The sequence below is a fragment of the Rhizobium sp. RU36D genome (assembly GCF_900176345.1).
Lineage (GTDB): Bacteria > Pseudomonadota > Alphaproteobacteria > Rhizobiales > Rhizobiaceae > Allorhizobium.
Genome location: NZ_FWXU01000018.1, coordinates 20,074 through 42,551, shown reverse-complemented (window position 1 = coordinate 42,551; position 22,478 = coordinate 20,074). Strand labels below are relative to the sequence as shown.

The following is a 22,478-nucleotide window of genomic DNA, read 5'->3' as shown; positions in this document are numbered from 1 at the left end:
CCTTGCTTGTCGCGTGCCGATCCGAGAAATGAATTGCCGGTAGCTGGAATATGATCAGACTGATTGGATACCTCTTCGGACTGGCCTCTGTCCTCGCTTTGGGCGTGGCGGTGGTCGTCGCCGTTTATCTGAGCGCGGTTTCCAAGGATCTGCCGGACTACGCGGTTCTCTCAAGCTATGCGCCGCCGGTCACGACCCGCATCCATGCCGGTAACGGCGCCCTGATGGCCGAATATGCCCGCGAACGCCGCCTGTTCCTGCCGATCCAGGCCATTCCCGACCGGGTGAAGGCCGCCTTCCTGTCTGCCGAAGACAAGAATTTCTACAATCACCCTGGTGTCGATGTGTATGGTCTCGGGCGCGCGATCCTGACCAACGTACAGAACCTCGGTTCCGGCCGCCGTCCCGTTGGTGCATCGACGATCACACAGCAGGTGGCCAAGAACTTCCTGCTGTCCGCCGACCAGACCATGGACCGCAAGATCAAGGAAGCGATTCTCTCGTTCCGCATCGAGCAGACCTATTCCAAGGACAAGATCCTTGAGCTTTATTTGAACGAGATCTTCTTCGGCATGAATGCCTATGGCATCGCCGGCGCGGCACTCACCTATTTCGACAAGTCGGTCACCGAATTGACGATCGCCGAGACCGCGTATCTCGCGGCGCTGCCGAAGGGCCCGTCGAACTATCACCCCTTCCGTCATGAGCAGGCGGCGCTGGAGCGTCGCAACTGGGTCATCGACCGGATGGTCGAAAACGGATTCGTCAGCCCCAACGATGGCGCCGAAGCCAAGAAGCAGCCGCTCGGCGTCAATCTGCGCCGCTCTGGATCCTATCTCTTCGCATCGGACTATTTCTCAGAGGAAGTCCGCCGGCAGATCATCGAGAAATATGGCGACAAGGCGCTTTACGAGGGCGGCCTCTCGGTCCGCACCTCTCTTGACGCCGATATGCAGATCAAGGCCCGCAAGGCCCTTCACGACGGTCTCATTACCTATGACGAACGCCGCGGCTTTCATGGTCCCATAGCGAAAATCGCGGTCACAGGCGACTGGGGTCCGGAACTCGCGAAGGTCAACGGTCTGAGCGACGTGCCGGAATGGCAGTTGGCGGTCGTGCTGGATGTGGCAGCGGATGGCGTCGAGATCGGCCTGCAGCCGCAGAAGGAAGCCGGCGGCGCCGTCTCCGCCGAGCGCGTCAAGGGACGCATCGCCGCCAAGGACATGGATTGGGCCTTCCGCTCCGCCAAGGGCGACCGCAAGACCACGAAGAACCCGGTCGGTGTCGTCGTGCCGGGCGATGTCGTCTTCGTCGAGCGTCTCGCAGAGGGCGGTTCAGACTACCGGCTGCGCCAGCCGCCGAAGGTGCAGGGCGGTCTTGTGGCCATGGACCCGCATACCGGCCGCGTGTTGGCCATGGTCGGCGGCTTCTCCTACGCCCAGTCGGAATTCAACCGCGCCACCCAGGCAAAGCGGCAGCCGGGCTCGTCCTTCAAGCCCTTTGTCTATGCCGCAGCGCTCGACACCGGCTATACGCCCGCATCCGTGATCCTGGACGCGCCGGTCGAATTCGTGTCTGGTGGTCAGGTCTGGCGTCCGCAGAACTACGGCGGTGGTTCCGCCGGCCCGCAGACACTGCGCATGGGTATCGAGAAGTCGAGAAACCTAATGACCGTGCGGCTAGCAAACGACATGGGCATGAATCTCGTCGCCGAATATGCCGAGCGCTTCGGTATCTATGACAAGATGCAGCCGGTTCTCGCGGCCTCGTTGGGCTCGGCGGAAACGACGGTGCTCAGAATGGTCTCGGCCTATGCGGTTCTCGCCAATGGCGGCAAGCAGATCAAGCCGACCCTGATCGACCGTATCCAGGATCGCTACGGCAAGACGATCTTCCGTCACGAGGAGCGGGTTTGCGAAGGCTGCAGCGCCAGTGAATGGAACGGTCAGGACGAACCCACGGTTGCCGACAACCGCGAACAGGTTCTGGACCCCATGACCGCCTACCAGATCACGTCGATGATGGAAGGCGTTGTTCGCCGTGGTACGGCAGCCGGCAAGATCGAGCTCGATCGTCCCGTGGCCGGCAAGACCGGCACGACCAATGACGAAAAGGATGCCTGGTTCGTCGGCTACACGCCGGATCTCGTCGCCGGCCTTTATATCGGCATGGACACGCCCACGCCGCTCGGCCGTGGTGCAACCGGTGGCTCGATGTCCGCGCCGATCTTCAATGAATTCATGAAGGCAGCCGTGGCCGGAACGCCGGCCGGCAAGTTCCACATCCCTGAGGGCATGAGCCTTATCCCGGTCAACCGCACCACCGGCATGCAGGCGATCGAGGGTGACCCCGACACCATCATCGAGGCCTTCAAGCCGGGCACCGGTCCGGCCGACAGCTTCTCCGTGATCGGCATGGACGAGTATGTTGCGCCCGAGGAAATTCTTCGCCAATCGCCGCAAGCGAATCAGGCCGTGACCTCAGGCTCCGGCGGCCTGTTCTGACCATCCATCCCCATCTGCCCGCCGCGGCCGCCCCTTTACATTGAGGGCGGCCGACACTATTCACGGGCACAGCTTTTACAAGAACCGAAGAAGCAGGAAGAATGCGCAGCGAAATCGAGAATATTGTCGACGAAATCAAGCAGGCCATAAGCCTGCTGAGGAGGCATCTTTGACTGGGACCAGGCGGTAAGACGACTGGACTGGTTGAACAACAAGGCCGAAGATCCGAACCTGTGGAATGATGCGCAGGAGGCCCAGAAGCTGATGCGTGAGCGCCAGCAGCTGGAAGACAGCATCAGCGGCGTCAAGCGCCTCGAACAGCAGATGACCGACAACATCGAGCTGATCGAGATGGGCGAAGAAGAGGGCGACGATTCCGTCGTCAAGGAAGCCGAGGACGGGCTGAAGGCACTCCGGACCGAAGCGGCCCGCCGACAGGTCGAGGCGATGCTGTCAGGCGAGGCCGATAGCAACGACACTTATGTCGAAGTGCATTCCGGTGCCGGTGGCACGGAGTCCCAGGACTGGGCCAACATGCTGCTTCGCATGTATACCCGCTGGGCCGAAAAGCAGGGCTTCAAGGTCGAGCTTCTGGAAGTGCATGACGGCGAAGAGGCCGGCATCAAGTCCGCAACGATCCTCGTCAAGGGCCACAATGCCTATGGCTGGATGAAGACCGAATCAGGCGTGCACCGCCTGGTGCGCATTTCGCCCTATGATTCGAATGCCCGCCGTCACACTTCGTTCTCTTCGATCTGGGTCTATCCCGTCGTCGATGATTCGATTCAGATAGAGATCAACGAGAGCGATTGCCGAATCGATACCTATCGTTCGTCAGGCGCCGGCGGCCAGCACGTCAACACCACCGATTCGGCCGTGCGTATCACGCATATCCCGACCGGGATCGTTGTTGCCTGCCAGCAGGAGCGCTCGCAGCACAAGAACCGTGCCAAGGCCTGGGAGATGCTCCGCGCCCGCATGTATGAAGCGGAGTTGAAGAAGCGGGAAGAGGCTGCCAATGCCGAAGCCGCCTCGAAGACCGATATCGGCTGGGGCCATCAGATCCGCTCTTACGTGCTGCAGCCCTATCAGCTGGTCAAGGACCTCCGCACCGGCGTCGAAAGCACCGACCCGGATACGGTTCTGAATGGCGATCTGAACGAGTTCATGGAAGCCGCACTTGCCCACCGCATCAGCGGCAAGGCCGACGCGGTGGCCGATATCGACTAAGCTGGTCTTCAAGGGATTTCTATCGACGGCGGGACGCGAGTCTCGCCGTTTTGCTTTGTCAGGCTCACTGCTGCCGAAATCTAAAAAGACTCAGTTCGTTTCCCGCTCGACCCGGATATCGCCTAGCTCATCAATCAGCACCGTCCAGGCTTCCGGCTGCACCGCGGTCGGCACGGTTTTGAGATAGACCGTGGCAAACATGCCGGGCTGACGCGTAATGCCAGTCGAATCCTCCGGGCGGATATCCGTCACATAGGGCTTGAGCTCGGTGAATTCTTCGAGTTCCACGCTGTTGACCAGTTCGGGTCCGGCGTCGGTCGCCGCAATCTGCTGCAGATAGACCTTGGCGGTGCGATCCGGTTGGCGGACGGAAACGAGTTTATAATAGCCTCGGCGTGCGGCTGCGGCCTGTCCCTGGGTGGATCCGCTCGCCTGAGCGTTGCCATCCCCGATGTCTCCCGGCTCTTCCCACAGGCCGCCGCTGACGATGAAGGTCACCGTGACGGGCAGGCGCTCGATATCCTCGGCTGCCGGAAGGGATCCCGCGAGGAGAGACGCAGTCAGGACGACCGATCCCCAAAGTGCAAAACGATGCATCGCGACACCTCGCTCAGTTGGAAAATTGCTCCGCCAGAATGCGATCGGACCAGGACCGATCCGGATCCGAGAGGATCCGGGCGGTCGTGTCGGTGGTTTGGGCAACCCGCACATGGGTAACGCTCTTCACCTCCGTATGATCCGCAACGGCGTTTACGGGGCGCTTTTCAGCCTCCAGCACATGAATGTCAACCGTGACCTTGTTGGGCAGCAAGGCGCCGCGCCAGCGCCGCGGGCGAAAGGCGCTGACCGGCGTCAGCGCCAGCAGCGGCGCCTCAAGCGGCAGGATCGGGCCGTGGGCCGAAAGATTATAGGCCGTGGAACCGACAGGGGTCGCGACCATCAGCCCGTCGCAGATCAGTTCGTCGAGCCGAACCTGGCCATCGATCTCTACCCTGAGCTTCGCCGCCTGGTAGGATTGCCGCAGCAGCGACACCTCGTTGATGGCGAGCGCAATCGACGTCGCGCCGTCCTCGGTATGGGCGGTCATCATGAGCGGATGGAAGGAGTTTTCCACAGCCGAGGCGATTCGCTCCCGCAGGCCGTCGGCGCGATAGTCGTTCATCAGGAAGCCGACCGAGCCCCTGTTCATGCCATAGACGCGTTTGCCGGAATTCATCGTGTCATGCAGCGTCTGCAGCATGAAGCCATCACCGCCGAGCGCGACGATCACGTCGGCCTCGTCCATCGGCTCGTCGCCATACCGGGCTATCAGATGCATGCGCGAAGCCTGGGCTTCCGGCGTATTCGAAGCAACGAAGGACAACGACTGGAACGAGGGGGACATGGCTCAGCCTTCTGCGATTGGCGCCTTTGGTACATGAAAAGCGCCCGGCGCCACAAGCGCTTTAACCACATCGTGGGCTGTCGCTGAGGCAAGATCGCTTGTTGCCCAGGCAGATTTTTCTTTACAGAAGACAAGAATCTGCTATCCGACGACCCGGATGCCCTTGTAGCTCAGTTGGTAGAGCACCTGATTTGTAATCAGGGGGTCGCGGGTTCGAACCCTGCCGGGGGCACCACTCTCTTCAAACAATTCTACGATGTAGGCAGCGCCAAGACGTGGCGCGCTTTGCCATGTGCGCAGAACACTTGCCGATCTCAAGATCACGCCGGCAGTGCCTGACTCAAAACCTGAGCATGGTCAGCTGTGACATCAGCAGCCCCTCGCAAGGGGCTGCAATGATTCACGTTTCGGCAAGGGCTCGTCAGCCTGGGGTACGCGTCAGGAACTGCCGCGTGGCATAGAGGGCGATGGCCGCGGCATTGGAGACGTTGAGCGACTTGATCGCTCCCGGCATGTCCAGACGCGCCAGGGCGCTCACGGTCTCCCGCGTCTTCTGCCGCAGGCCCTTGCCTTCGGCGCCCAGCACCAGCGCGATCCGCTCGCCTGCAAATGTCTGTTCGATGGGGGCGGGGCCTTCCGAATCGAGGCCGATCGAGGTGAAGCCCAGCTTGTGCAATTCGCCCAGCGCATCGGCGAGATTGGTGATCTGGATATAGGGAATGAGTTCCAGCGCGCCGGAAGCGGATTTTGCCATGACGCCCGATTCGGTCGGACTGTGCCGCTGTGTCGTGATGATGGCACCGGCGCCGAAGGCGACCGCCGATCGCATGATCGCGCCGACATTGTGCGGATCAGTCACCTGGTCCAGCACCAGCAGCATTGGGCTGTCCTTCAGCGCCTCCAGCCTGCGAACCGGCAGTGGCCGTGTTTCCAGCATCACGCCCTGGTGAATCGCGTCGGGTCCGAGAATCTTGTCGAGATCCTGAGGGGACACCAATTCCACGGGGAAGGGTTGATCCGCCACCGGACCGATATCCAGCCGCACCAGCGCATTCTGCGTCACGCTGAGCTTGATTTTCTTGCGCTCGGGATTGTCGATGGCCGCACGCACCGTGTGAAGCCCGTAAAGCAGGATCTGGTCTGACTGCAACTGCGGCGGCTTCCAGTCCGGGTCGGCCTTGCGTCCCTTCTGGGGCGGGGGTGTGGGTATTTCACCGCGTTCGCGCTTGGCGTCGCGCACCTGGCGGCGCAGCGTCGCATAGTGGGTGTCGCGGGCGGTCTTGTCATTTTTCGGTTCTTTGCTCATGCGCCCTTATAACGTCGGGCGAGGGCAGGCGATAGAGCCGTGATCCTGCAGGCCATCCACAGGGGCGATGAAAAATTTCGACAATTTTCCGCATTCATCGTGTTGACATGAGCGGGAAGGGCCGTCATATACCCGCCGCAGACGACGGGGCGAACGCCTCGCCGCTCTACGACTGAAAAGCTTGGTCGCTGATCCGGACGAATAACTGGAGAGATGCCCGAGTGGTTAAAGGGGACGGACTGTAAATCCGTTGGCTCAGCCTACGTTGGTTCAAATCCAACTCTCTCCACCATTCGTTCTCGGATCACTCGAATACGCGGGTATAGCTCAATGGTAGAGCAGCAGCCTTCCAAGCTGAATACGCGGGTTCGATTCCCGCTACCCGCTCCAAAGCAGTCCCCTTGACATACCACTGGTTCGTACCGATCTGACAGCTTCACTGCTGATGCAGTTATTCGCGCACATATCAAAATTGTTCGGATTTCTCATTGGCTTGCGTGACCGCAACCGCGCTGGGACCACCTGATTCGGCTCCCAGCAATTAAGTCTTGCGCAATTGCTGCGAAAGCCTTAAACGGCGGCACTAAACCGGTTCGCCGGGTCAACCTTATTACGATCATAGGAAGCATTCAAATGGCAAAGAGTAAGTTTGAGCGCAACAAGCCGCACGTTAACATTGGCACGATCGGCCACGTTGACCATGGCAAGACGTCGCTGACGGCGGCGATCACCAAGTTCTTCGGCGAGTTCAAGGCCTATGACCAGATCGACGCTGCGCCGGAAGAAAAGGCCCGCGGCATCACCATCTCGACGGCGCACGTCGAGTATGAGACGGCCAACCGTCACTATGCCCACGTTGACTGCCCCGGCCACGCCGACTACGTCAAGAACATGATCACCGGTGCTGCCCAGATGGACGGCGCGATCCTGGTTTGCTCGGCTGCCGACGGCCCGATGCCGCAGACCCGCGAGCACATCCTGCTCGCCCGTCAGGTTGGCGTTCCGGCTCTGGTCGTTTTCCTCAACAAGGTCGACCAGGTTGACGACGCCGAACTGCTCGAGCTCGTCGAACTCGAAGTTCGCGAACTGCTGTCGTCCTACGACTTCCCGGGCGATGAAGTTCCTGTCGTCAAGGGTTCGGCTCTGGCCGCTCTGGAAGATTCCAACAAGGCAATCGGCGAAGATGCCGTTCGCGAGCTGATGGCAGCCGTTGACGCCTACATCCCGACGCCTGAGCGTCCGATCGACCAGCCCTTCCTGATGCCGATCGAAGACGTGTTCTCGATCTCGGGCCGTGGTACGGTTGTGACCGGCCGCGTCGAGCGTGGCATCGTCAAGGTTGGTGAAGAAGTCGAGATCGTCGGCATCCGTCCGACCTCCAAGACGACGGTCACCGGCGTTGAAATGTTCCGCAAGCTGCTCGACCAGGGCCAGGCCGGCGACAACATCGGCGCATTGGTTCGCGGTGTGAACCGTGACGGCGTTGAGCGTGGCCAGATTCTCTGCAAGCCGGGTTCGGTCAAGCCGCACAAGAAGTTCAAGGCCGAAGCCTACATCCTGACGAAGGAAGAAGGCGGCCGTCATACGCCGTTCTTCACCAACTACCGTCCGCAGTTCTACTTCCGCACGACGGACGTTACGGGCATCGTGACGCTGCCGGAAGGCACCGAAATGGTTATGCCTGGCGACAACGTCACCGTTGACGTCGAGCTGATCGTTCCGATCGCGATGGAAGAAAAGCTGCGCTTCGCTATCCGCGAAGGCGGCCGTACCGTCGGCGCCGGCATCGTCGCTTCGATCATCGAGTAATCGATGGGGACATCTCGGCCGAATAGCCGAGGTGCATGAGACAGAGAATAGGGCTTCGTCGGAAACGACGGGGCCCTTTTCGCTGTTAAAGATTGGGATCGCGATGCTCAGCAAAGACGACATGGCCGCCATCAAGGACTACCGGCACGAGATGCGTCTGGCTGGCTGCTGGGGCGCGTGTTACGAGGTGAGCTGCTTCATCGAGCACCGCTACGGTTTCCGGCGCTTCGACGGTGTGTATCAACTGTCGGACGGAACGCCAGTCTTCAAGCATTCCTGGAATGTGACGCCGGATGGCGGAATCATCGATGGCACGGCAGACCAGTTCTTCCACGGAGAAGATGTCGCGACCCATGGGGCAGGGGATCCGCGGGCGGTCCGGTACCGTGAAAAATTCACCCGCGCCCACAATCCCGCGCGAGTCGACTGGCTCGCCGCGCACACCTATATCGGTATGCCGGACGAAGAGTTCTGGAGTACAAGGTATAGCGAGCGCAGGCTTGGGCCGGGTTGGTGGCTGCTAGACAACAGCGACTATCTTGCATGGTTGAACGACAACGCTGATCGCTATTGGCTCTTCGCCCGCAAACGTGAGGAATACCAGACGTTGGGATATGACTGCGCGGTATAGGCTGCGCGGTGAACGGCCAACATGGGTCAGTCCTCCTCGACCTTGACGGTGGGCCGCGCGACTGTGGCGAGGATCAAAAGGTCCGTGACCAGGTAGCCATTGATGCTGAACCCCTCGAGATTGCAGTCGTTGATCGAGACATTGGCCAGGCTCGCATGGCGGATGCTGCTGTTTTCGAAATCGACATGACGGAAGATCGCATTCTTGAGGTCGACATCCTCGAACTGGCCGTTTTCGAGCGACACATTGAGAAACCGCGCTTTATAGGCGCGCGTGGCCGATAGCGACACGTTCTCCAGATTGACGTCATGGAAGTTCGAATCCCTGAGGTCGACATCCTGGAATTCCGAGCCGGGCAGGGCGGCATCATGGATTCGGATCACGCTCTGGTCTCCTGGCACGGGTGGATGTTGCGGGTTCGGCCAAAAACTGCTGAACTGCAACTATTGTTGAAAAGCGCAATCTGCGCAATGCCGGGCCTCACAGGCGGGCCGGGCGGTGATCCTCATGTCTTCAATGGGAAAAACGAAAAAGAGGCTTGCAAACGATAACGCCGCGCCTTAAAGGGAGCGTCAGGCGCGGGCGGGTTGTTACTCGACCGTGTGAGATAGGGGTATAGCTCAGTTGGTAGAGCGGCGGTCTCCAAAACCGCAGGTCGTCGGTTCAAGCCCGGCTGCCCCTGCCATTCATTATGGCGACCAGCGCGGCTGTCGCAGCTTTTCCGTCAAAATGTAAGTTGGCAAATGGTACTGGATGCGGATTTCCTCTTGTGAAATGAGGAATCGGTGTTTATGTAGGGTTCAAACAGACACGCGGTGCGTGGGGCTGACTCAGTCGGCTTTACGCGCCGTAAATGCGTGGGCATAAATTAAATGGCATCCAAGGCAAATCCATTCGCGTTTCTGCAGCAGGTCCGCTCCGAGACGTCGAAAGTTACATGGCCGTCCCGGCGTGAGACCATGATTTCGACCGCTATGGTCCTGTTCATGGTGATCTTTGCTTCGCTGTTTTTCTTTGCGGCGGATCAACTGATCGGTTGGTTGCTCGGCATGTTGCTGAGCATCGGCAATTAATCGGGCGGAGACAGTCATGGCGGCACGTTGGTACATCGTCCACGCATATTCGAATTTTGAGAAAAAGGTCGCCGAGGACATCGAGAACAAGGCCCGTCAGAAGGGTCTGGATCACCTCTTCGAGAAGATTCTCGTGCCGACCGAAAAGGTTGTCGAAGTTCGTCGCGGCCGCAAGGTCGATAGTGAGCGCAAGTTCTTCCCCGGCTATGTCATGGTTCGTGCGAACCTGACAGATGAGGCCTATCACCTCATCAAGAACACGCCGAAGGTCACTGGATTCCTGGGTTCCGACAACAAGCCGGTTCCGATCCCGGATTTCGAAGCCGAGCGTATCCTGGGTCAGGTCCAGGAAGGTGTCGAGCGGCCGAAGTCCTCGGTGTCTTTCGAGATCGGCGAGCAGGTTCGCGTTTCCGACGGACCGTTCGCATCGTTCAACGGTATCGTTCAGGATGTCGACGAAGAGCGGTCCCGCCTCAAGGTGGAAGTATCGATCTTCGGTCGCGCGACGCCAGTCGAACTGGAATATGCTCAGGTCGAAAAGGTCTGAGCAGGAGGCGGAGCTGGAATGTCCCGCCAACGCGTGGAAGAGCGACGATCTGAAGCCGGATCCGTCAATCGTACCACGCAACCGCAGCCGCTGGAGTGATCCGGCATATCGGGACCGCCCAGTCGGTCCTTAATGAAAGGCAGAGAGTAATGGCTAAGAAAGTTATGGGCCAACTCAAGCTGCAGGTGAAGGCAGGATCGGCAAACCCGTCCCCGCCGATCGGCCCTGCACTTGGTCAGCGTGGCATCAACATCATGGAATTCTGCAAGGCGTTCAATGCCGCCACGCAGGAAATGGAAAAGGGCATGCCGATCCCGGTCGTCATCACCTATTTCCAGGACAAGTCCTTCACCTTCGCGATGAAGCAGCCGCCGGTTACCTACTGGCTGAAGAAGGAAGCAAAGATCACCTCCGGTTCCAAGACGCCCGGCAAGGGCGCCAAGGTCGGTTCGATCTCCAAGGATCAGGTTCGCGCTATCGCTACTGCGAAGATGAAGGACCTGAATGCTGCTGATATCGAAGGCGCAATGGCGATGGTCGAGGGCTCTGCCCGCTCCATGGGCCTGGAAGTGGTAGGTTGATCATGGCTAAGCTTTCCAAGCGCATGCAGAAGGTCCGCGATGGCGTGGACCCCACCAAGCTCGTTGCTCTGTCCGACGCCATCTCGATGGTCAAGCAGCGCGCCGTTGCCAAGTTCGATGAAACGATCGAAGTTGCCATGAACCTCGGCGTGGACCCGCGCCACGCCGACCAGATGGTCCGTGGCGTTGTCAACCTGCCGAACGGCACTGGCCGCGACGTTCGCGTTGCTGTCTTCGCTCGTGGCGCCAAGGCTGATGAAGCCAAGGCTGCCGGCGCTGACATCGTCGGCGCGGAAGACCTGGTAGAAATCGTTCAGGGCGGCAAGATCGACTTCGATCGTTGCATCGCAACCCCGGACATGATGCCGCTGGTCGGTCGCCTCGGTAAGGTCCTCGGCCCGCGTGGCATGATGCCGAACCCGAAGGTCGGCACCGTCACCATGGACGTCGCTGGCGCCGTCAAGGCATCCAAGGGTGGTGCAGTCGAGTTCCGCGTCGAGAAGGCTGGTATCATCCACGCCGGTATCGGCAAGGCCTCCTTCGACGCCAAGGCTCTGGAAGAAAACATCAAGGCATTTGCCGACGCCGTCATCAAGGCGAAGCCGGCAGGCGCCAAGGGCAACTACGTCAAGCGCGTTGCCATTTCCTCGACCATGGGCCCGGGCGTCAAGATCGACCCGTCCACGGTCACGGCCTGATAGCATTTGCCGGCCTGGCCGGCAGTAAACGAATTCCCGGTCCTTCGGGGCCGGGAGTTTCCGGAGAAATCCGGAATTCCTGTCCGAGATTGCAGGTGGTTTTCCCTTAATCACTTGGCCTGCATGAGACGGGTTAGACCCGAATTTGAATGGGCGTTGCCCGCGATATTTGGTTCGAGCCTAGTGTGCCTTGTGCCTGTGACCAGATGGTGACAGAGCGAGGGGACAGGATCCTCAAGCGCCGCTTGGGATCTGATGTAGTTGGATCCCTTGAGGCAAAGGCAAACCCGGCGGGGCCTGCAGGATTGCGGTCCCGTCTACTGGAGACAGACAGTGGAAAGAGCGGAAAAACGCGAATTCGTCACGGAGCTGAACGAAGTCTTCAAGGCTTCCGGTTCGGTTGTCGTGGCCCACTATGCTGGTGTCACCGTTGCGCAAATGAACGACTTCCGGTCGAAGATGCGCGCAGCTGGCGGTACCGTCAAAGTCGCGAAAAACCGCCTGGCCAAGATCGCTCTTCAGGGCACGGATGCGGAAGGAATGGCTGATCTGTTCAAGGGTCAGACGCTCATTGCTTACAGCAGTGATCCGATCACCGCTCCCAAGGTCATCATGGATTTCGCCAAGATCAATGACAAGGTCATTGTTCTGGGCGGCGCCATGGGAACGACGACGCTCAGCGCCGATGCAGTCAAGTCGCTTGCGACCCTGCCTTCGCTGGACGAACTGCGTGCAAAGCTGCTGGGCATGATCCAGACTCCGGCTACGCGCATCGCAGGCGTTGTTCAGGCACCGGCAGCTCAGCTTGCTCGTGTGTTTGCGGCCTATGCCAAGAAGGACGAAGCCGCTTAAGGCGGATTTTTGCTGTTAAATCAAACCGGTTCGAACCGAATATTAAGGAACTATCACAATGGCTGATCTCGCAAAGATCGTTGAAGACCTCTCCTCGCTGACCGTTCTGGAAGCTGCTGAGCTTTCCAAGATGCTCGAAGAAAAGTGGGGCGTTTCCGCCGCTGCTCCGGTGGCTGTTGCTGCTGCTGGTGGTGCTGCTGGTGCCGCTGCTCCGGCTGAAGAAGAAAAGACCGAGTTCGACGTCATCCTGACGGATGCCGGCGCCAACAAGATCAACGTCATCAAGGAAGTCCGCGCCATCACCGGTCTCGGCCTCAAGGAAGCCAAGGACCTGGTCGAAGGCGCTCCGAAGCCGGTCAAGGAAGGCGTTTCCAAGGCTGAAGCCGCTGACCTCAAGAAGAAGCTTGAGGACGCCGGCGCCAAGGTCGACGTTAAGTAATATCGAAATGCGTCGGGGGAGGGCTTTGGCCCTCCTCCTTCGTCGTTTCCTCGGTGAACTGATTACCCAAAAGCCAGTGAAACGGCTTTTGGGTAATGGGTTCTTCAAGAGGATGGTCTTGCAGCATGTCCCCGGCAATCCGGCCGGCAGCATGGTCTGGAGACGAGATTGAACGATCCATGATTGACGGAGCCGCCTGGCCAGCGGTCACCGTCTGTTGCAGGCCCGGGTGCAAAACGACAAGGAGCGACGATGGCTCAGACCCTTTCCTTTAACGGTCGCAGGCGCGTACGCAAGTTTTTCGGAAAAATTCCAGAAGTCGCTGAAATGCCGAACCTCATCGAGGTTCAGAAGGCATCTTACGACCAGTTTCTCATGGTGGACGAGCCGGAAGGCGGTCGTCCGGACGAAGGTCTCCAGTCCGTCTTCAAGTCGGTCTTCCCGATCACCGACTTTTCCGGTGCCTCGATGCTGGAATTCGTATCCTACGAATTCGAGCCGCCGAAGTTCGACGTGGATGAATGCCGCCAGCGCGACCTGACCTATGCTGCACCGCTCAAGGTGACGCTGCGCCTCATCGTGTTCGATATCGACGAGGATACAGGCGCACGCTCCATCAAGGACATCAAGGAACAGTCTGTTTACATGGGCGACATGCCGCTCATGACGAACAACGGTACTTTCATCGTCAACGGTACCGAGCGCGTCATCGTCTCCCAGATGCACCGTTCGCCGGGCGTGTTCTTCGACCACGACAAGGGCAAGAGCCACTCGTCGGGCAAGCTGCTGTTTGCTGCGCGCGTAATCCCCTATCGCGGTTCCTGGCTCGACATCGAGTTCGACGCCAAGGACATCGTCCATGCGCGTATCGACCGTCGCCGCAAGATCCCCGTGACTTCGCTCTTGATGGCGCTTGGCATGGACGGCGAAGAAATCCTGTCGACCTTCTACACCAAGTCCACCTATGTCCGTGATGGCAAGGGCTGGCGCATTCCCTTCGTGCCCGAAACCCTCAAGGGTGCGAAGACCATCTCCGACATGGTCGACGCCGATACCGGCGAAGTGGTTGTCGAAGGCGGCAAGAAGCTGACCCCACGTCTGCTCCGTCAGCTGACCGAAAAGGGCCTGAAGGCGCTGAAGGCCTCCGACGAGGACCTTTACGGCAACTTCCTGGCCGAAGACATGGTCAACATGTCGACGGGTGAGATCTATCTCGAAGCCGGCGACGAAATCGACGAGAAGACCCTGCCGCAGATCCTGGCATCGGGCTTCGACGAGATCCCGGTTCTGGGCATCGACCACATCAATGTCGGCGCCTATATCCGCAACACGCTCGCCGCCGACAAGAACGAGAACCGTCAGGACGCTCTGTTCGATATCTACCGCGTCATGCGTCCGGGTGAGCCGCCGACGATGGAATCGGCGGAAGCCATGTTCCAGTCGCTATTCTTCGACGCCGAGCGCTACGACCTCAGCGCCGTCGGCCGCGTCAAGATGAACATGCGTCTCGACCTCAAGGTCGAAGACACCGTTCGCATCCTGCGCAAGGACGACATCCTGGCCGTGGTCAAGATGCTGGTCGAACTGCGTGACGGCAAGGGCGAGATCGACGACATCGACAATCTCGGCAACCGCCGCGTTCGTTCTGTCGGCGAGTTGATGGAAAACCAGTACCGTCTTGGCCTGCTCCGCATGGAGCGTGCGATCAAGGAACGCATGTCGTCGATCGAAATCGACACAGTCATGCCGCAGGACCTGATCAACGCCAAGCCGGCTGCTGCCGCCGTTCGTGAATTCTTCGGCTCCTCGCAGCTGTCGCAGTTCATGGACCAGGTGAACCCGCTTTCGGAAATCACCCACAAGCGCCGTCTCTCGGCTCTTGGCCCAGGTGGTCTGACCCGCGAGCGCGCCGGCTTCGAAGTCCGCGACGTTCACCCGACCCACTACGGCCGTATCTGCCCGATCGAGACGCCTGAGGGACCGAACATCGGTCTGATCAACTCGCTCGCCACCTTCGCCCGCGTCAACAAGTACGGCTTCATCGAAAGCCCGTACCGTAAGATCGTGGACGGCAAGGTGACGACGGATGTCGTCTATCTCTCGGCCATGGAAGAAGCGAAGTACTACGTCGCGCAGGCAAACTCGGAGCTCACCTCCGACGGCGCCTTCGTTGAAGAGTTCGTCGTTTGCCGTCATGCCGGCGAAGTTATGCTCGCTCCGCGCGACACCATCAACCTGATGGACGTTTCGCCGAAGCAGCTGGTTTCGGTCGCAGCCGCGCTCATTCCGTTCCTTGAAAACGACGACGCCAACCGCGCGCTCATGGGCTCGAACATGCAGCGTCAGGCCGTGCCGCTGGTGCGCGCCGAAGCGCCGTTTGTCGGCACCGGCATGGAACCGATCGTTGCCCGTGACTCCGGCGCTGCCATCGCGGCCCGTCGTGGCGGCGTGGTCGACCAGGTTGACGCAACGCGTATCGTTATCCGCGCCACGGAAGATCTCAACGCCGGCAAGTCAGGTGTTGACATCTACCGCCTGCAGAAGTTCCAGCGCTCCAACCAGAACACCTGCGTCAACCAGCGCCCGCTGGTGACCGTCGGTGACGTTCTGAACAAGGGCGACATCATCGCGGACGGTCCGTCGACCGACCTCGGCGACCTGGCACTCGGCCGCAACGCGCTCGTCGCGTTCATGCCGTGGAACGGCTACAACTACGAAGACTCGATCCTGATGTCGGAGCGCATCGTCGCCGAAGACGTCTTCACCTCGATCCATATCGAGGAGTTCGAAGTCATGGCCCGCGACACCAAGCTTGGTCCGGAAGAAATCACGCGCGACATTCCGAACGTCTCGGAAGAAGCGCTGAAGAACCTCGACGAAGCCGGTATTGTCTATATCGGTGCTGAAGTGACCCCCGGCGACATCCTCGTCGGCAAGATCACGCCGAAGGGCGAAAGCCCGATGACGCCGGAAGAAAAGCTTCTGCGCGCCATCTTCGGTGAAAAGGCCTCCGACGTTCGCGACACCTCGATGCGCATGCCTCCGGGCACCTTCGGCACCGTCGTCGAAGTTCGCGTCTTCAACCGCCACGGCGTGGAGAAGGACGAACGCGCGATGGCGATTGAGCGCGAGGAAATCGAACGCCTCGCCAAGGACCGTGACGACGAACAGGCAATCCTGGACCGCAACGTCTACAGCCGTCTCATCGACATGCTCCGCGGTCAGATGTCGATTGCCGGCCCCAAGGGCTTCAAGAAGGGCGTCGAGCTGTCGAACGCGATCGTCTCCGAGTATCCCCGCTCGCAGTGGTGGATGTTCGCCGTCGAGAACGAGAAGGTGCAGAGCGAAATCGAAGCTCTGCGCGGCCAGTACGACGAATCCAAGTCGCGCCTTGAGCAGCGCTTCATGGACAAGGTCGAGAAGGTTCAGCGCGGCGACGAAATGCCTCCTGGCGTAATGAAGATGGTCAAGGTCTTCGTCGCTGTGAAGCGCAAGATCCAGCCGGGCGACAAGATGGCAGGCCGTCACGGCAACAAGGGCGTCGTGTCCCGCATCGTTCCGGTCGAAGACATGCCGTTCCTCGAAGACGGCACGCATGTCGACATCTGCTTGAACCCGCTGGGCGTTCCCTCGCGCATGAACGTCGGCCAGATCCTCGAGACCCACCTGGCCTGGGCTTGCGCCGGCATGGGCAAGAAGATCGGCGACCTGCTCGACGAGTATCGCAAGACCATGGATATCACCGACCTGAAGCGCGAGCTGACGGACGTGTATTCCAGCCAGGCGAAGGACGAGGTCTCCGACTTCGACGACGACTCGCTCATCAAGCTCGCGGAACAGTCCCGCCGCGGCGTTTCCATCGCGACCCCGGTCTTCGATGGTGCGCATGAGCCCGACGTTGCAGCGATGCTGAAGAAGGCCGGCCTGCATGAGAGCGGTCAGTCGGTTCTGTATGATGGTCGTACCGGCGAACCCTTCGACCGCAAGGTCACGGTTGGCTACATGTACATGATCAAGCTGAACCACCTTGTCGACGACAAGATCCATGCCCGTTCGATCGGTCCTTACTCGCTCGTTACCCAGCAACCGCTGGGCGGCAAGGCGCAGTTCGGCGGTCAGCGCTTCGGGGAAATGGAAGTTTGGGCTCTGGAAGCCTACGGCGCCGCCTACACCCTGCAGGAAATGCTGACGGTGAAGTCGGACGACGTGGCAGGCCGTACGAAGGTCTACGAAGCGATCGTGCGTGGCGACGACACCTTCGAGGCGGGCATTCCCGAGAGCTTCAACGTTCTCGTCAAGGAAATGCGCTCGCTGGGCCTCAGCGTCGAATTGGAGAATTCCAAGAACGACGAGGCCCTGGGTCAGCAGCTGCCGAACGCGGCCGAGTAACTTTTGACAGGGCGTGTGCTGCCGCAAGGCGGCGCACGCCACTTTCCCTTGCCATGCCGGTTCGCCGGAACGGGCGAGGGGAGTTTTGCCGCATTTCGCGGTTATTGTCATTTTGAGGGATCGGCGCGACGTCCCGGGAATTCGTCGCAGACCGATCCTCAGCAAGGGCGTGAAGCCCAACAAGGAGACAGGCATGAACCAAGAGGTCATGAACCTTTTCAACCCGCAGGTGCCGGCACAGCACTTTGATTCGATCCGGATCTCGATCGCGAGCCCGGAAAAGATCCTGTCGTGGTCGTATGGCGAGATCAAGAAGCCGGAAACGATCAACTACCGTACCTTCAAGCCCGAGCGCGACGGCCTGTTCTGCGCGCGCATCTTCGGACCGATCAAGGACTACGAATGCTTGTGCGGCAAGTACAAGCGCATGAAGTATAAGGGCATTATCTGCGAAAAGTGCGGCGTCGAGGTCACGCTGTCGCGCGTTCGCCGCGAGCGCATGGGCCATATCGAGCTCGCCGCTCCGGTTGCCCACATCTGGTTCCTGAAGTCGCTTCCCTCGCGCATTTCGACCCTGCTCGACATGACGCTGAAGGATGTCGAGCGCGTTCTTTATTTCGAGAACTATATCGTCACCGAGCCGGGCCTGACGGCGCTGAAGGAAAATCAGCTGCTGTCGGAAGAAGAATACATGATCGCCGTCGATGAATATGGTGAAGACCAGTTCACGGCGATGATCGGCGCCGAAGCCATCTATGAAATGCTGGCCTCGATGAACCTTGAGAAGATCGCGGGCGACCTGCGCTCCGAGCTTGCCGACACCACGTCGGATCTCAAGCAGAAGAAGCTGATGAAGCGCCTGAAGATCGTTGAGAACTTCATGGAATCGGGCAATCGTCCCGAGTGGATGATCATGAAGGTCGTGCCGGTGATCCCGCCGGACCTGCGCCCGCTGGTCCCGCTCGATGGCGGCCGTTTCGCGACGTCCGACCTGAACGATCTGTATCGCCGCGTCATCAACCGTAACAACCGTCTGAAGCGCCTGATCGAACTGCGCGCTCCGGGCATCATCATCCGCAACGAAAAGCGCATGCTGCAGGAATCTGTAGACGCGCTGTTCGACAACGGCCGCCGTGGCCGCGTCATCACCGGCGCCAACAAGCGTCCGCTGAAGTCGCTGTCCGACATGCTAAAGGGCAAGCAGGGCCGCTTCCGCCAGAACCTGCTCGGCAAGCGCGTCGACTATTCCGGCCGTTCGGTCATCGTGACCGGTCCGGAACTGAAGCTGCACCAGTGCGGCCTGCCGAAGAAGATGGCGCTCGAACTGTTCAAGCCGTTCATCTATGCCCGTCTGGACGCCAAGGGTTACTCCTCGACCGTCAAGCAGGCCAAGAAGCTGGTTGAAAAGGAAAAGCCTGAAGTTTGGGATATCCTCGACGAGGTCATCCGCGAACATCCGGTTCTCCTGAACCGCGCACCGACGCTGCACCGCCTGGGCATCCAGGCCTTCGAACCGATCCTGGTCGAAGGCAAGGCCATCCAGTTGCATCCGCTCGTCTGCACGGCCTTCAACGCCGACTTCGACGGCGACCAGATGGCCGTTCACGTGCCGCTGTCGCTGGAAGCCCAGCTCGAAGCCCGCGTTCTGATGATGTCGACGAACAACATCCTGCACCCGGCAAACGGTGCACCGATCATAGTTCCGTCTCAGGACATGGTTCTCGGCCTGTACTATCTCTCGATCATGAACCAGAACGAGCCCGGCGAAGGCATGGCCTTCTCGGACATCGGCGAACTGCATCATGCGCTCGAGACGAAGACCGTAACGCTGCATGCCAAGATCCGCGGCCGCTTCAAGACGGTCGACGAGGACGGCAACCCGGTTTCCAAGATCTTCGAAACTACGCCCGGCCGCATGCTTATCGGCGAACTCCTGCCGAAGAATGCCAAGGTGCCCTTCGACATCTGCAACCAGGAAATGACCAAGAAGAACATCTCCAAGATGATCGACACGGTCTACCGTCACTGCGGCCAGAAGGACACGGTCATTTTCTGCGACCGCATCATGCAGCTGGGCTTCACCCATGCCTGCCGCGCCGGCATTTCCTTCGGCAAGGACGACATGGTCATCCCGGCGTCCAAGGCGAAGATCGTTGGCGACACCGAAGCGCTGGTCAAGGAATACGAGCAGCAGTACAATGACGGCCTGATCACGCAGGGCGAGAAGTACAACAAGGTCGTCGACGCCTGGGGTAAGGCGACCGAAAAGGTTGCGGAAGAAATGATGGCCCGCATTAAGGCCGTCGAATTCGATCCGGAGACCGGTCGTCAGAAGCCGATGAACTCGATCTACATGATGTCCCACTCGGGTGCTCGTGGTTCTCCGAACCAGATGCGCCAGCTGGGCGGCATGCGCGGCCTGATGGCCAAGCCGTCGGGTGAAATCATCGAGACGCCGATCATCTCGAACTTCAAGGAAGGCCTGACCGTTAACGAGTACTTCAACTCGACCCACGGTGCCCGTAAGGGTCTCGCAGACACCGCCTTGAAGACCGCGAACTCGGGTTACCTGACCCGTCGTCTGGTTGACGTCGCGCAGGATTGCATCGTCAACCTCGGCGATTGCGGCACCGACAAGGGCCTCACCATGACGGCGATCATCGACGCCGGTCAGGTGGTTGCCTCCATCGGCGCCCGCGTTCTGGGTCGTACGGCACTCGACAATATCGATCATCCGGTTACGGGTGAGCGTATCGTCGACGCCGGCAAGATGATCCTGGAACCGGATGTCATCGAGATCGAGAAGGCTGGTATCCAGTCGATCCGTATCCGTTCGGCTCTGACCTGCGAAGTTCAGACCGGTGTGTGCGGCGTCTGCTATGGTCGCGACCTGGCACGCGGTACGCCTGTCAACATGGGCGAAGCGGTCGGCGTTATCGCGGCCCAGTCCATCGGCGAGCCGGGCACCCAGCTCACCATGCGTACCTTCCACTTGGGCGGCACGGCGACCGTGGTCGACCAGTCGTTCCTGGAAGCCTCGTATGAAGGCACGGTCCTGATCAAGAACCGCAACATGCTGCGCAATTCCGACGGTGTTCTCGTCGCCATGGGCCGCAGCATGGCCGTGACCATTCTCGACGAGCGTGGCGTGGAGCGGTCTTCGCAGCGCGTTGCCTACGGCTCGAAGGTGTTCGTGGACGATGGCGACAAGGTTAAGCGCGGTCAGCGTCTGGCGGAGTGGGACCCCTATACCCGCCCGATCATGACCGAAGTCGAAGGTACGGTTCAGTTCGAGGACGTCATCGACGGTCTCTCGGTTCTGGAAGCGACCGACGAGTCCACCGGCATCACCAAGCGTCAGGTTATCGACTGGCGTTCGACGCCACGCGGTTCGGACCTGAAGCCCGCGATCGTGATCAAGGACGCCAACGGCAATGTGATGAAGCTCGCCCGTGGCGGCGACGCCCGGTTCCAGCTGTCGGTTGACGCCATCCTCTCGGTCGAGCCCGGCCAGAAGGTCAGCCAGGGTGACGTTCTTGCCCGCTCGCCGCTGGAAAGCGCCAAGACCAAGGACATCACCGGTGGTCTGCCGCGCGTTGCCGAACTGTTCGAAGCCCGTCGTCCGAAGGACCATGCCATCATCGCTGAGATCGATGGTACGATCCGCCTCGGCCGCGACTACAAGAACAAGCGTCGCGTCATCATCGAGCCGGCCGAAGACGGTGTCGAGCCTGTCGAATACCTGATCCCGAAGGGCAAGCCCTTCCACCTTCAGGAAGGCGACTACATCGAAAAGGGGGACTACATCCTCGACGGCAACCCGGCGCCGCACGACATCCTGGCGATCAAGGGCGTGGAAGCACTCGCTTCCTACCTCGTGAACGAAATCCAGGAAGTCTATCGACTGCAGGGCGTTGTGATCAACGACAAGCACATCGAGGTGATCGTTCGCCAGATGCTTCAGAAGGTCGAGATCACCGAGTCGGGCGACAGCCAGTACATCGTCGGCGACAATGTCGACCGTATCGAACTGGACGAAGCCAACGAGCGTCTGGTCGAAGAGGGCAAGAAGCCGGCTTACGGCGATCCTGTCCTGCTCGGCATCACCAAGGCCTCGCTGCAGACGCCGTCGTTCATCTCGGCTGCATCCTTCCAGGAAACCACGAAGGTTCTCACGGAAGCTGCAATCGCCGGCAAGACCGACACACTGCAGGGCCTGAAGGAAAACGTCATCGTCGGCCGCCTCATCCCGGCCGGTACCGGTGGTACCATGACGCAGATCCGCCGCATCGCCAGCTCGCGCGATGACCTCATCCTCGAGGAGCGCAAGCGCGGCACGGGTGCGGACCTGGCAACGCCGATGCTGCAGGATCTGGCATCGAGCGAAAGTGCCCCGGCCGCCGAGTAATCGGCAGCCATCGCGGCCAATTGGCCGCGGATATCGCTAGGAATAAAAAGCGCCCGGGTTTTGCCCGGGCGTTTTTCGTTTGCCCGGTCGTTGATCGACGTCTCTCCACCTAGCTAAAACAAAAAACGGGCCAACCGGATGTTCCGGCGGCCCGTTTTCTGTTCAATCAAGTGCTGCGGTCAGTCGAAGCGAATGATCGCGACTTCCCCTTCGAGCGCGCCCTGATAGGCGGAGGCATGTGGCTCGTCGACAGGCACTTCCGTCACCATGCCGATCTGGTCCAGGTCGGCCTCGATGAAACCTTCCTCGGCCAGCGCGTTCAATGCTTCGCGCACCGCCGAGTCGTCGTCGGGCGCGCTCAGCAGGATGTGCAGGTCGATACCTTCTCTATTGTCCTCCTCATAAGCCTTGGCGATGATGATGAACACCATCGGCTGATCCAGGTTGTTGTCGTTATCAGGGGTGGCAATCATGAAGGCGGTCCTGTTGAAGAGATCTTGATTCGGATGCGCATCCCCGGTAGAAGGCGCTGCATCGCAACTATGTGATCATGATTAGCGTCATTTGCGTGAAACGACTAAAGCTTTTGACCGAAGCCATCATCTTTTTTACCATTTGGGCATAACT

The 22,478-nt window shown here is 59.9% G+C and carries 17 protein-coding genes and 4 tRNA genes; 16 read left to right on the top strand and 5 right to left on the bottom strand.

Features of this window, described 5'->3' with window-relative positions; genetic code table 11:
- The first annotated feature begins 50 nt into the window (after positions 1-50).
- A complete protein-coding gene (locus B9A97_RS19750) occupies positions 51-2,504 on the top strand; it encodes a penicillin-binding protein 1A (protein ID WP_084367460.1) in 2,454 nt (817 codons plus the stop codon).
- Positions 2,505-2,605: 101 nt separating this feature from the next.
- A protein-coding gene (gene prfB, locus B9A97_RS19745) for a peptide chain release factor 2 (protein ID WP_179145345.1) occupies positions 2,606-3,734 on the top strand; the annotation gives its coding sequence in 2 pieces (ribosomal slippage) (positions 2,606-2,674 and positions 2,676-3,734; 1,128 coding nt in all).
- A gap of 90 nt (positions 3,735-3,824) precedes the next feature.
- Here prfB and B9A97_RS19740 read toward each other — a convergent pair.
- Both B9A97_RS19740 and B9A97_RS19735 read right to left on the bottom strand, forming a co-directional pair.
- Positions 3,825-4,331 (bottom strand): hypothetical protein, encoded by a 507-nt coding sequence (locus B9A97_RS19740; protein WP_084367456.1) that lies wholly within the window; start codon positions 4,329-4,331, stop codon positions 3,825-3,827.
- Between the two features lie 13 nt (positions 4,332-4,344).
- Positions 4,345-5,118 carry an NAD kinase gene (locus B9A97_RS19735; protein WP_084367454.1) on the bottom strand — a complete coding sequence of 258 codons (774 nt, stop codon included), beginning with the start codon at positions 5,116-5,118 and terminating at the stop codon, positions 4,345-4,347.
- A gap of 159 nt (positions 5,119-5,277) precedes the next feature.
- On the opposite strand from B9A97_RS19735, the gene B9A97_RS19730 reads away from it, so the two are divergent.
- A tRNA-Thr gene (locus tag B9A97_RS19730) sits at positions 5,278-5,353 on the top strand.
- A 186-nt stretch (positions 5,354-5,539) separates the two neighbouring features.
- Here the strand turns inward: B9A97_RS19730 and rlmB are convergent.
- On the bottom strand, positions 5,540-6,424 hold the full coding sequence (gene rlmB / locus B9A97_RS19725; RefSeq protein ID WP_084367452.1) for a 23S rRNA (guanosine(2251)-2'-O)-methyltransferase RlmB: 885 nt from the start codon (positions 6,422-6,424) through the stop codon (positions 5,540-5,542).
- Positions 6,425-6,631: 207 nt separating this feature from the next.
- On the opposite strand from rlmB, the gene B9A97_RS19720 reads away from it, so the two are divergent.
- From B9A97_RS19720 to B9A97_RS19705, 4 genes are all read left to right on the top strand, one after another.
- Positions 6,632-6,716: transfer RNA gene (locus B9A97_RS19720), tRNA-Tyr, on the top strand.
- 24 nt (positions 6,717-6,740) lie between these two features.
- Positions 6,741-6,814, top strand: a tRNA-Gly gene (locus B9A97_RS19715).
- Positions 6,815-7,057: 243 nt separating this feature from the next.
- Positions 7,058-8,233 carry an elongation factor Tu gene (gene tuf / locus B9A97_RS19710; RefSeq protein WP_084367450.1) on the top strand — a complete coding sequence of 392 codons (1,176 nt, stop codon included), beginning with the start codon at positions 7,058-7,060 and terminating at the stop codon, positions 8,231-8,233.
- A gap of 121 nt (positions 8,234-8,354) precedes the next feature.
- Positions 8,355-8,864: a hypothetical protein gene (locus tag B9A97_RS19705; protein WP_143530598.1), complete on the top strand. Its 510-nt coding sequence runs from the start codon at positions 8,355-8,357 to the stop codon at positions 8,862-8,864.
- 26 nt (positions 8,865-8,890) lie between these two features.
- Here B9A97_RS19705 and B9A97_RS19700 read toward each other — a convergent pair whose 3' ends face one another.
- Positions 8,891-9,247 (bottom strand): pentapeptide repeat-containing protein, encoded by a 357-nt coding sequence (locus B9A97_RS19700; protein WP_084367446.1) that lies wholly within the window; start codon positions 9,245-9,247, stop codon positions 8,891-8,893.
- 226 nt (positions 9,248-9,473) lie between these two features.
- On the opposite strand from B9A97_RS19700, the gene B9A97_RS19695 reads away from it, so the two are divergent.
- The 9 genes from B9A97_RS19695 to rpoC all read left to right on the top strand — a co-directional run bounded on the left by B9A97_RS19695 (position 9,474) and on the right by rpoC (position 21,851).
- A tRNA-Trp gene (locus B9A97_RS19695) sits at positions 9,474-9,549 on the top strand.
- 187 nt (positions 9,550-9,736) lie between these two features.
- Positions 9,737-9,937, top strand: a complete 201-nt coding sequence (secE, locus tag B9A97_RS19690) for a preprotein translocase subunit SecE (protein WP_084367445.1) — start codon at positions 9,737-9,739, stop codon at positions 9,935-9,937.
- A 16-nt stretch (positions 9,938-9,953) separates the two neighbouring features.
- The gene (nusG, locus tag B9A97_RS19685) at positions 9,954-10,484 is read left to right on the top strand and encodes a transcription termination/antitermination protein NusG (RefSeq protein WP_084367443.1); all 531 of its coding nucleotides are present in this window, start codon (positions 9,954-9,956) and stop codon (positions 10,482-10,484) included.
- Between the two features lie 149 nt (positions 10,485-10,633).
- Positions 10,634-11,065: a 50S ribosomal protein L11 gene (gene rplK / locus B9A97_RS19680; protein WP_084367441.1), complete on the top strand. Its 432-nt coding sequence runs from the start codon at positions 10,634-10,636 to the stop codon at positions 11,063-11,065.
- A gap of 2 nt (positions 11,066-11,067) precedes the next feature.
- Complete coding sequence (rplA, locus tag B9A97_RS19675; protein ID WP_084367585.1) at positions 11,068-11,763, top strand: 50S ribosomal protein L1; 696 nt, start codon at positions 11,068-11,070, stop codon at positions 11,761-11,763.
- 333 nt (positions 11,764-12,096) lie between these two features.
- Entirely contained in the window at positions 12,097-12,615 is a 519-nt protein-coding gene (rplJ, locus tag B9A97_RS19670) for a 50S ribosomal protein L10 (protein WP_084367439.1), read from the top strand.
- Between the two features lie 58 nt (positions 12,616-12,673).
- Positions 12,674-13,054 (top strand): 50S ribosomal protein L7/L12, encoded by a 381-nt coding sequence (rplL, locus tag B9A97_RS19665; RefSeq protein ID WP_084367437.1) that lies wholly within the window; start codon positions 12,674-12,676, stop codon positions 13,052-13,054.
- A 252-nt stretch (positions 13,055-13,306) separates the two neighbouring features.
- Entirely contained in the window at positions 13,307-17,443 is a 4,137-nt protein-coding gene (gene rpoB, locus B9A97_RS19655) for a DNA-directed RNA polymerase subunit beta (RefSeq protein ID WP_084367433.1), read from the top strand.
- 193 nt (positions 17,444-17,636) lie between these two features.
- Positions 17,637-21,851 carry a DNA-directed RNA polymerase subunit beta' gene (gene rpoC, locus B9A97_RS19650; RefSeq protein WP_084367431.1) on the top strand — a complete coding sequence of 1,405 codons (4,215 nt, stop codon included), beginning with the start codon at positions 17,637-17,639 and terminating at the stop codon, positions 21,849-21,851.
- Positions 21,852-22,030: 179 nt separating this feature from the next.
- Here the strand turns inward: rpoC and B9A97_RS19645 are convergent, their stop codons facing one another.
- Positions 22,031-22,324 (bottom strand): transcriptional regulator, encoded by a 294-nt coding sequence (locus B9A97_RS19645; RefSeq protein WP_084367429.1) that lies wholly within the window; start codon positions 22,322-22,324, stop codon positions 22,031-22,033.
- Positions 22,325-22,478: the final 154 nt, after the last annotated feature.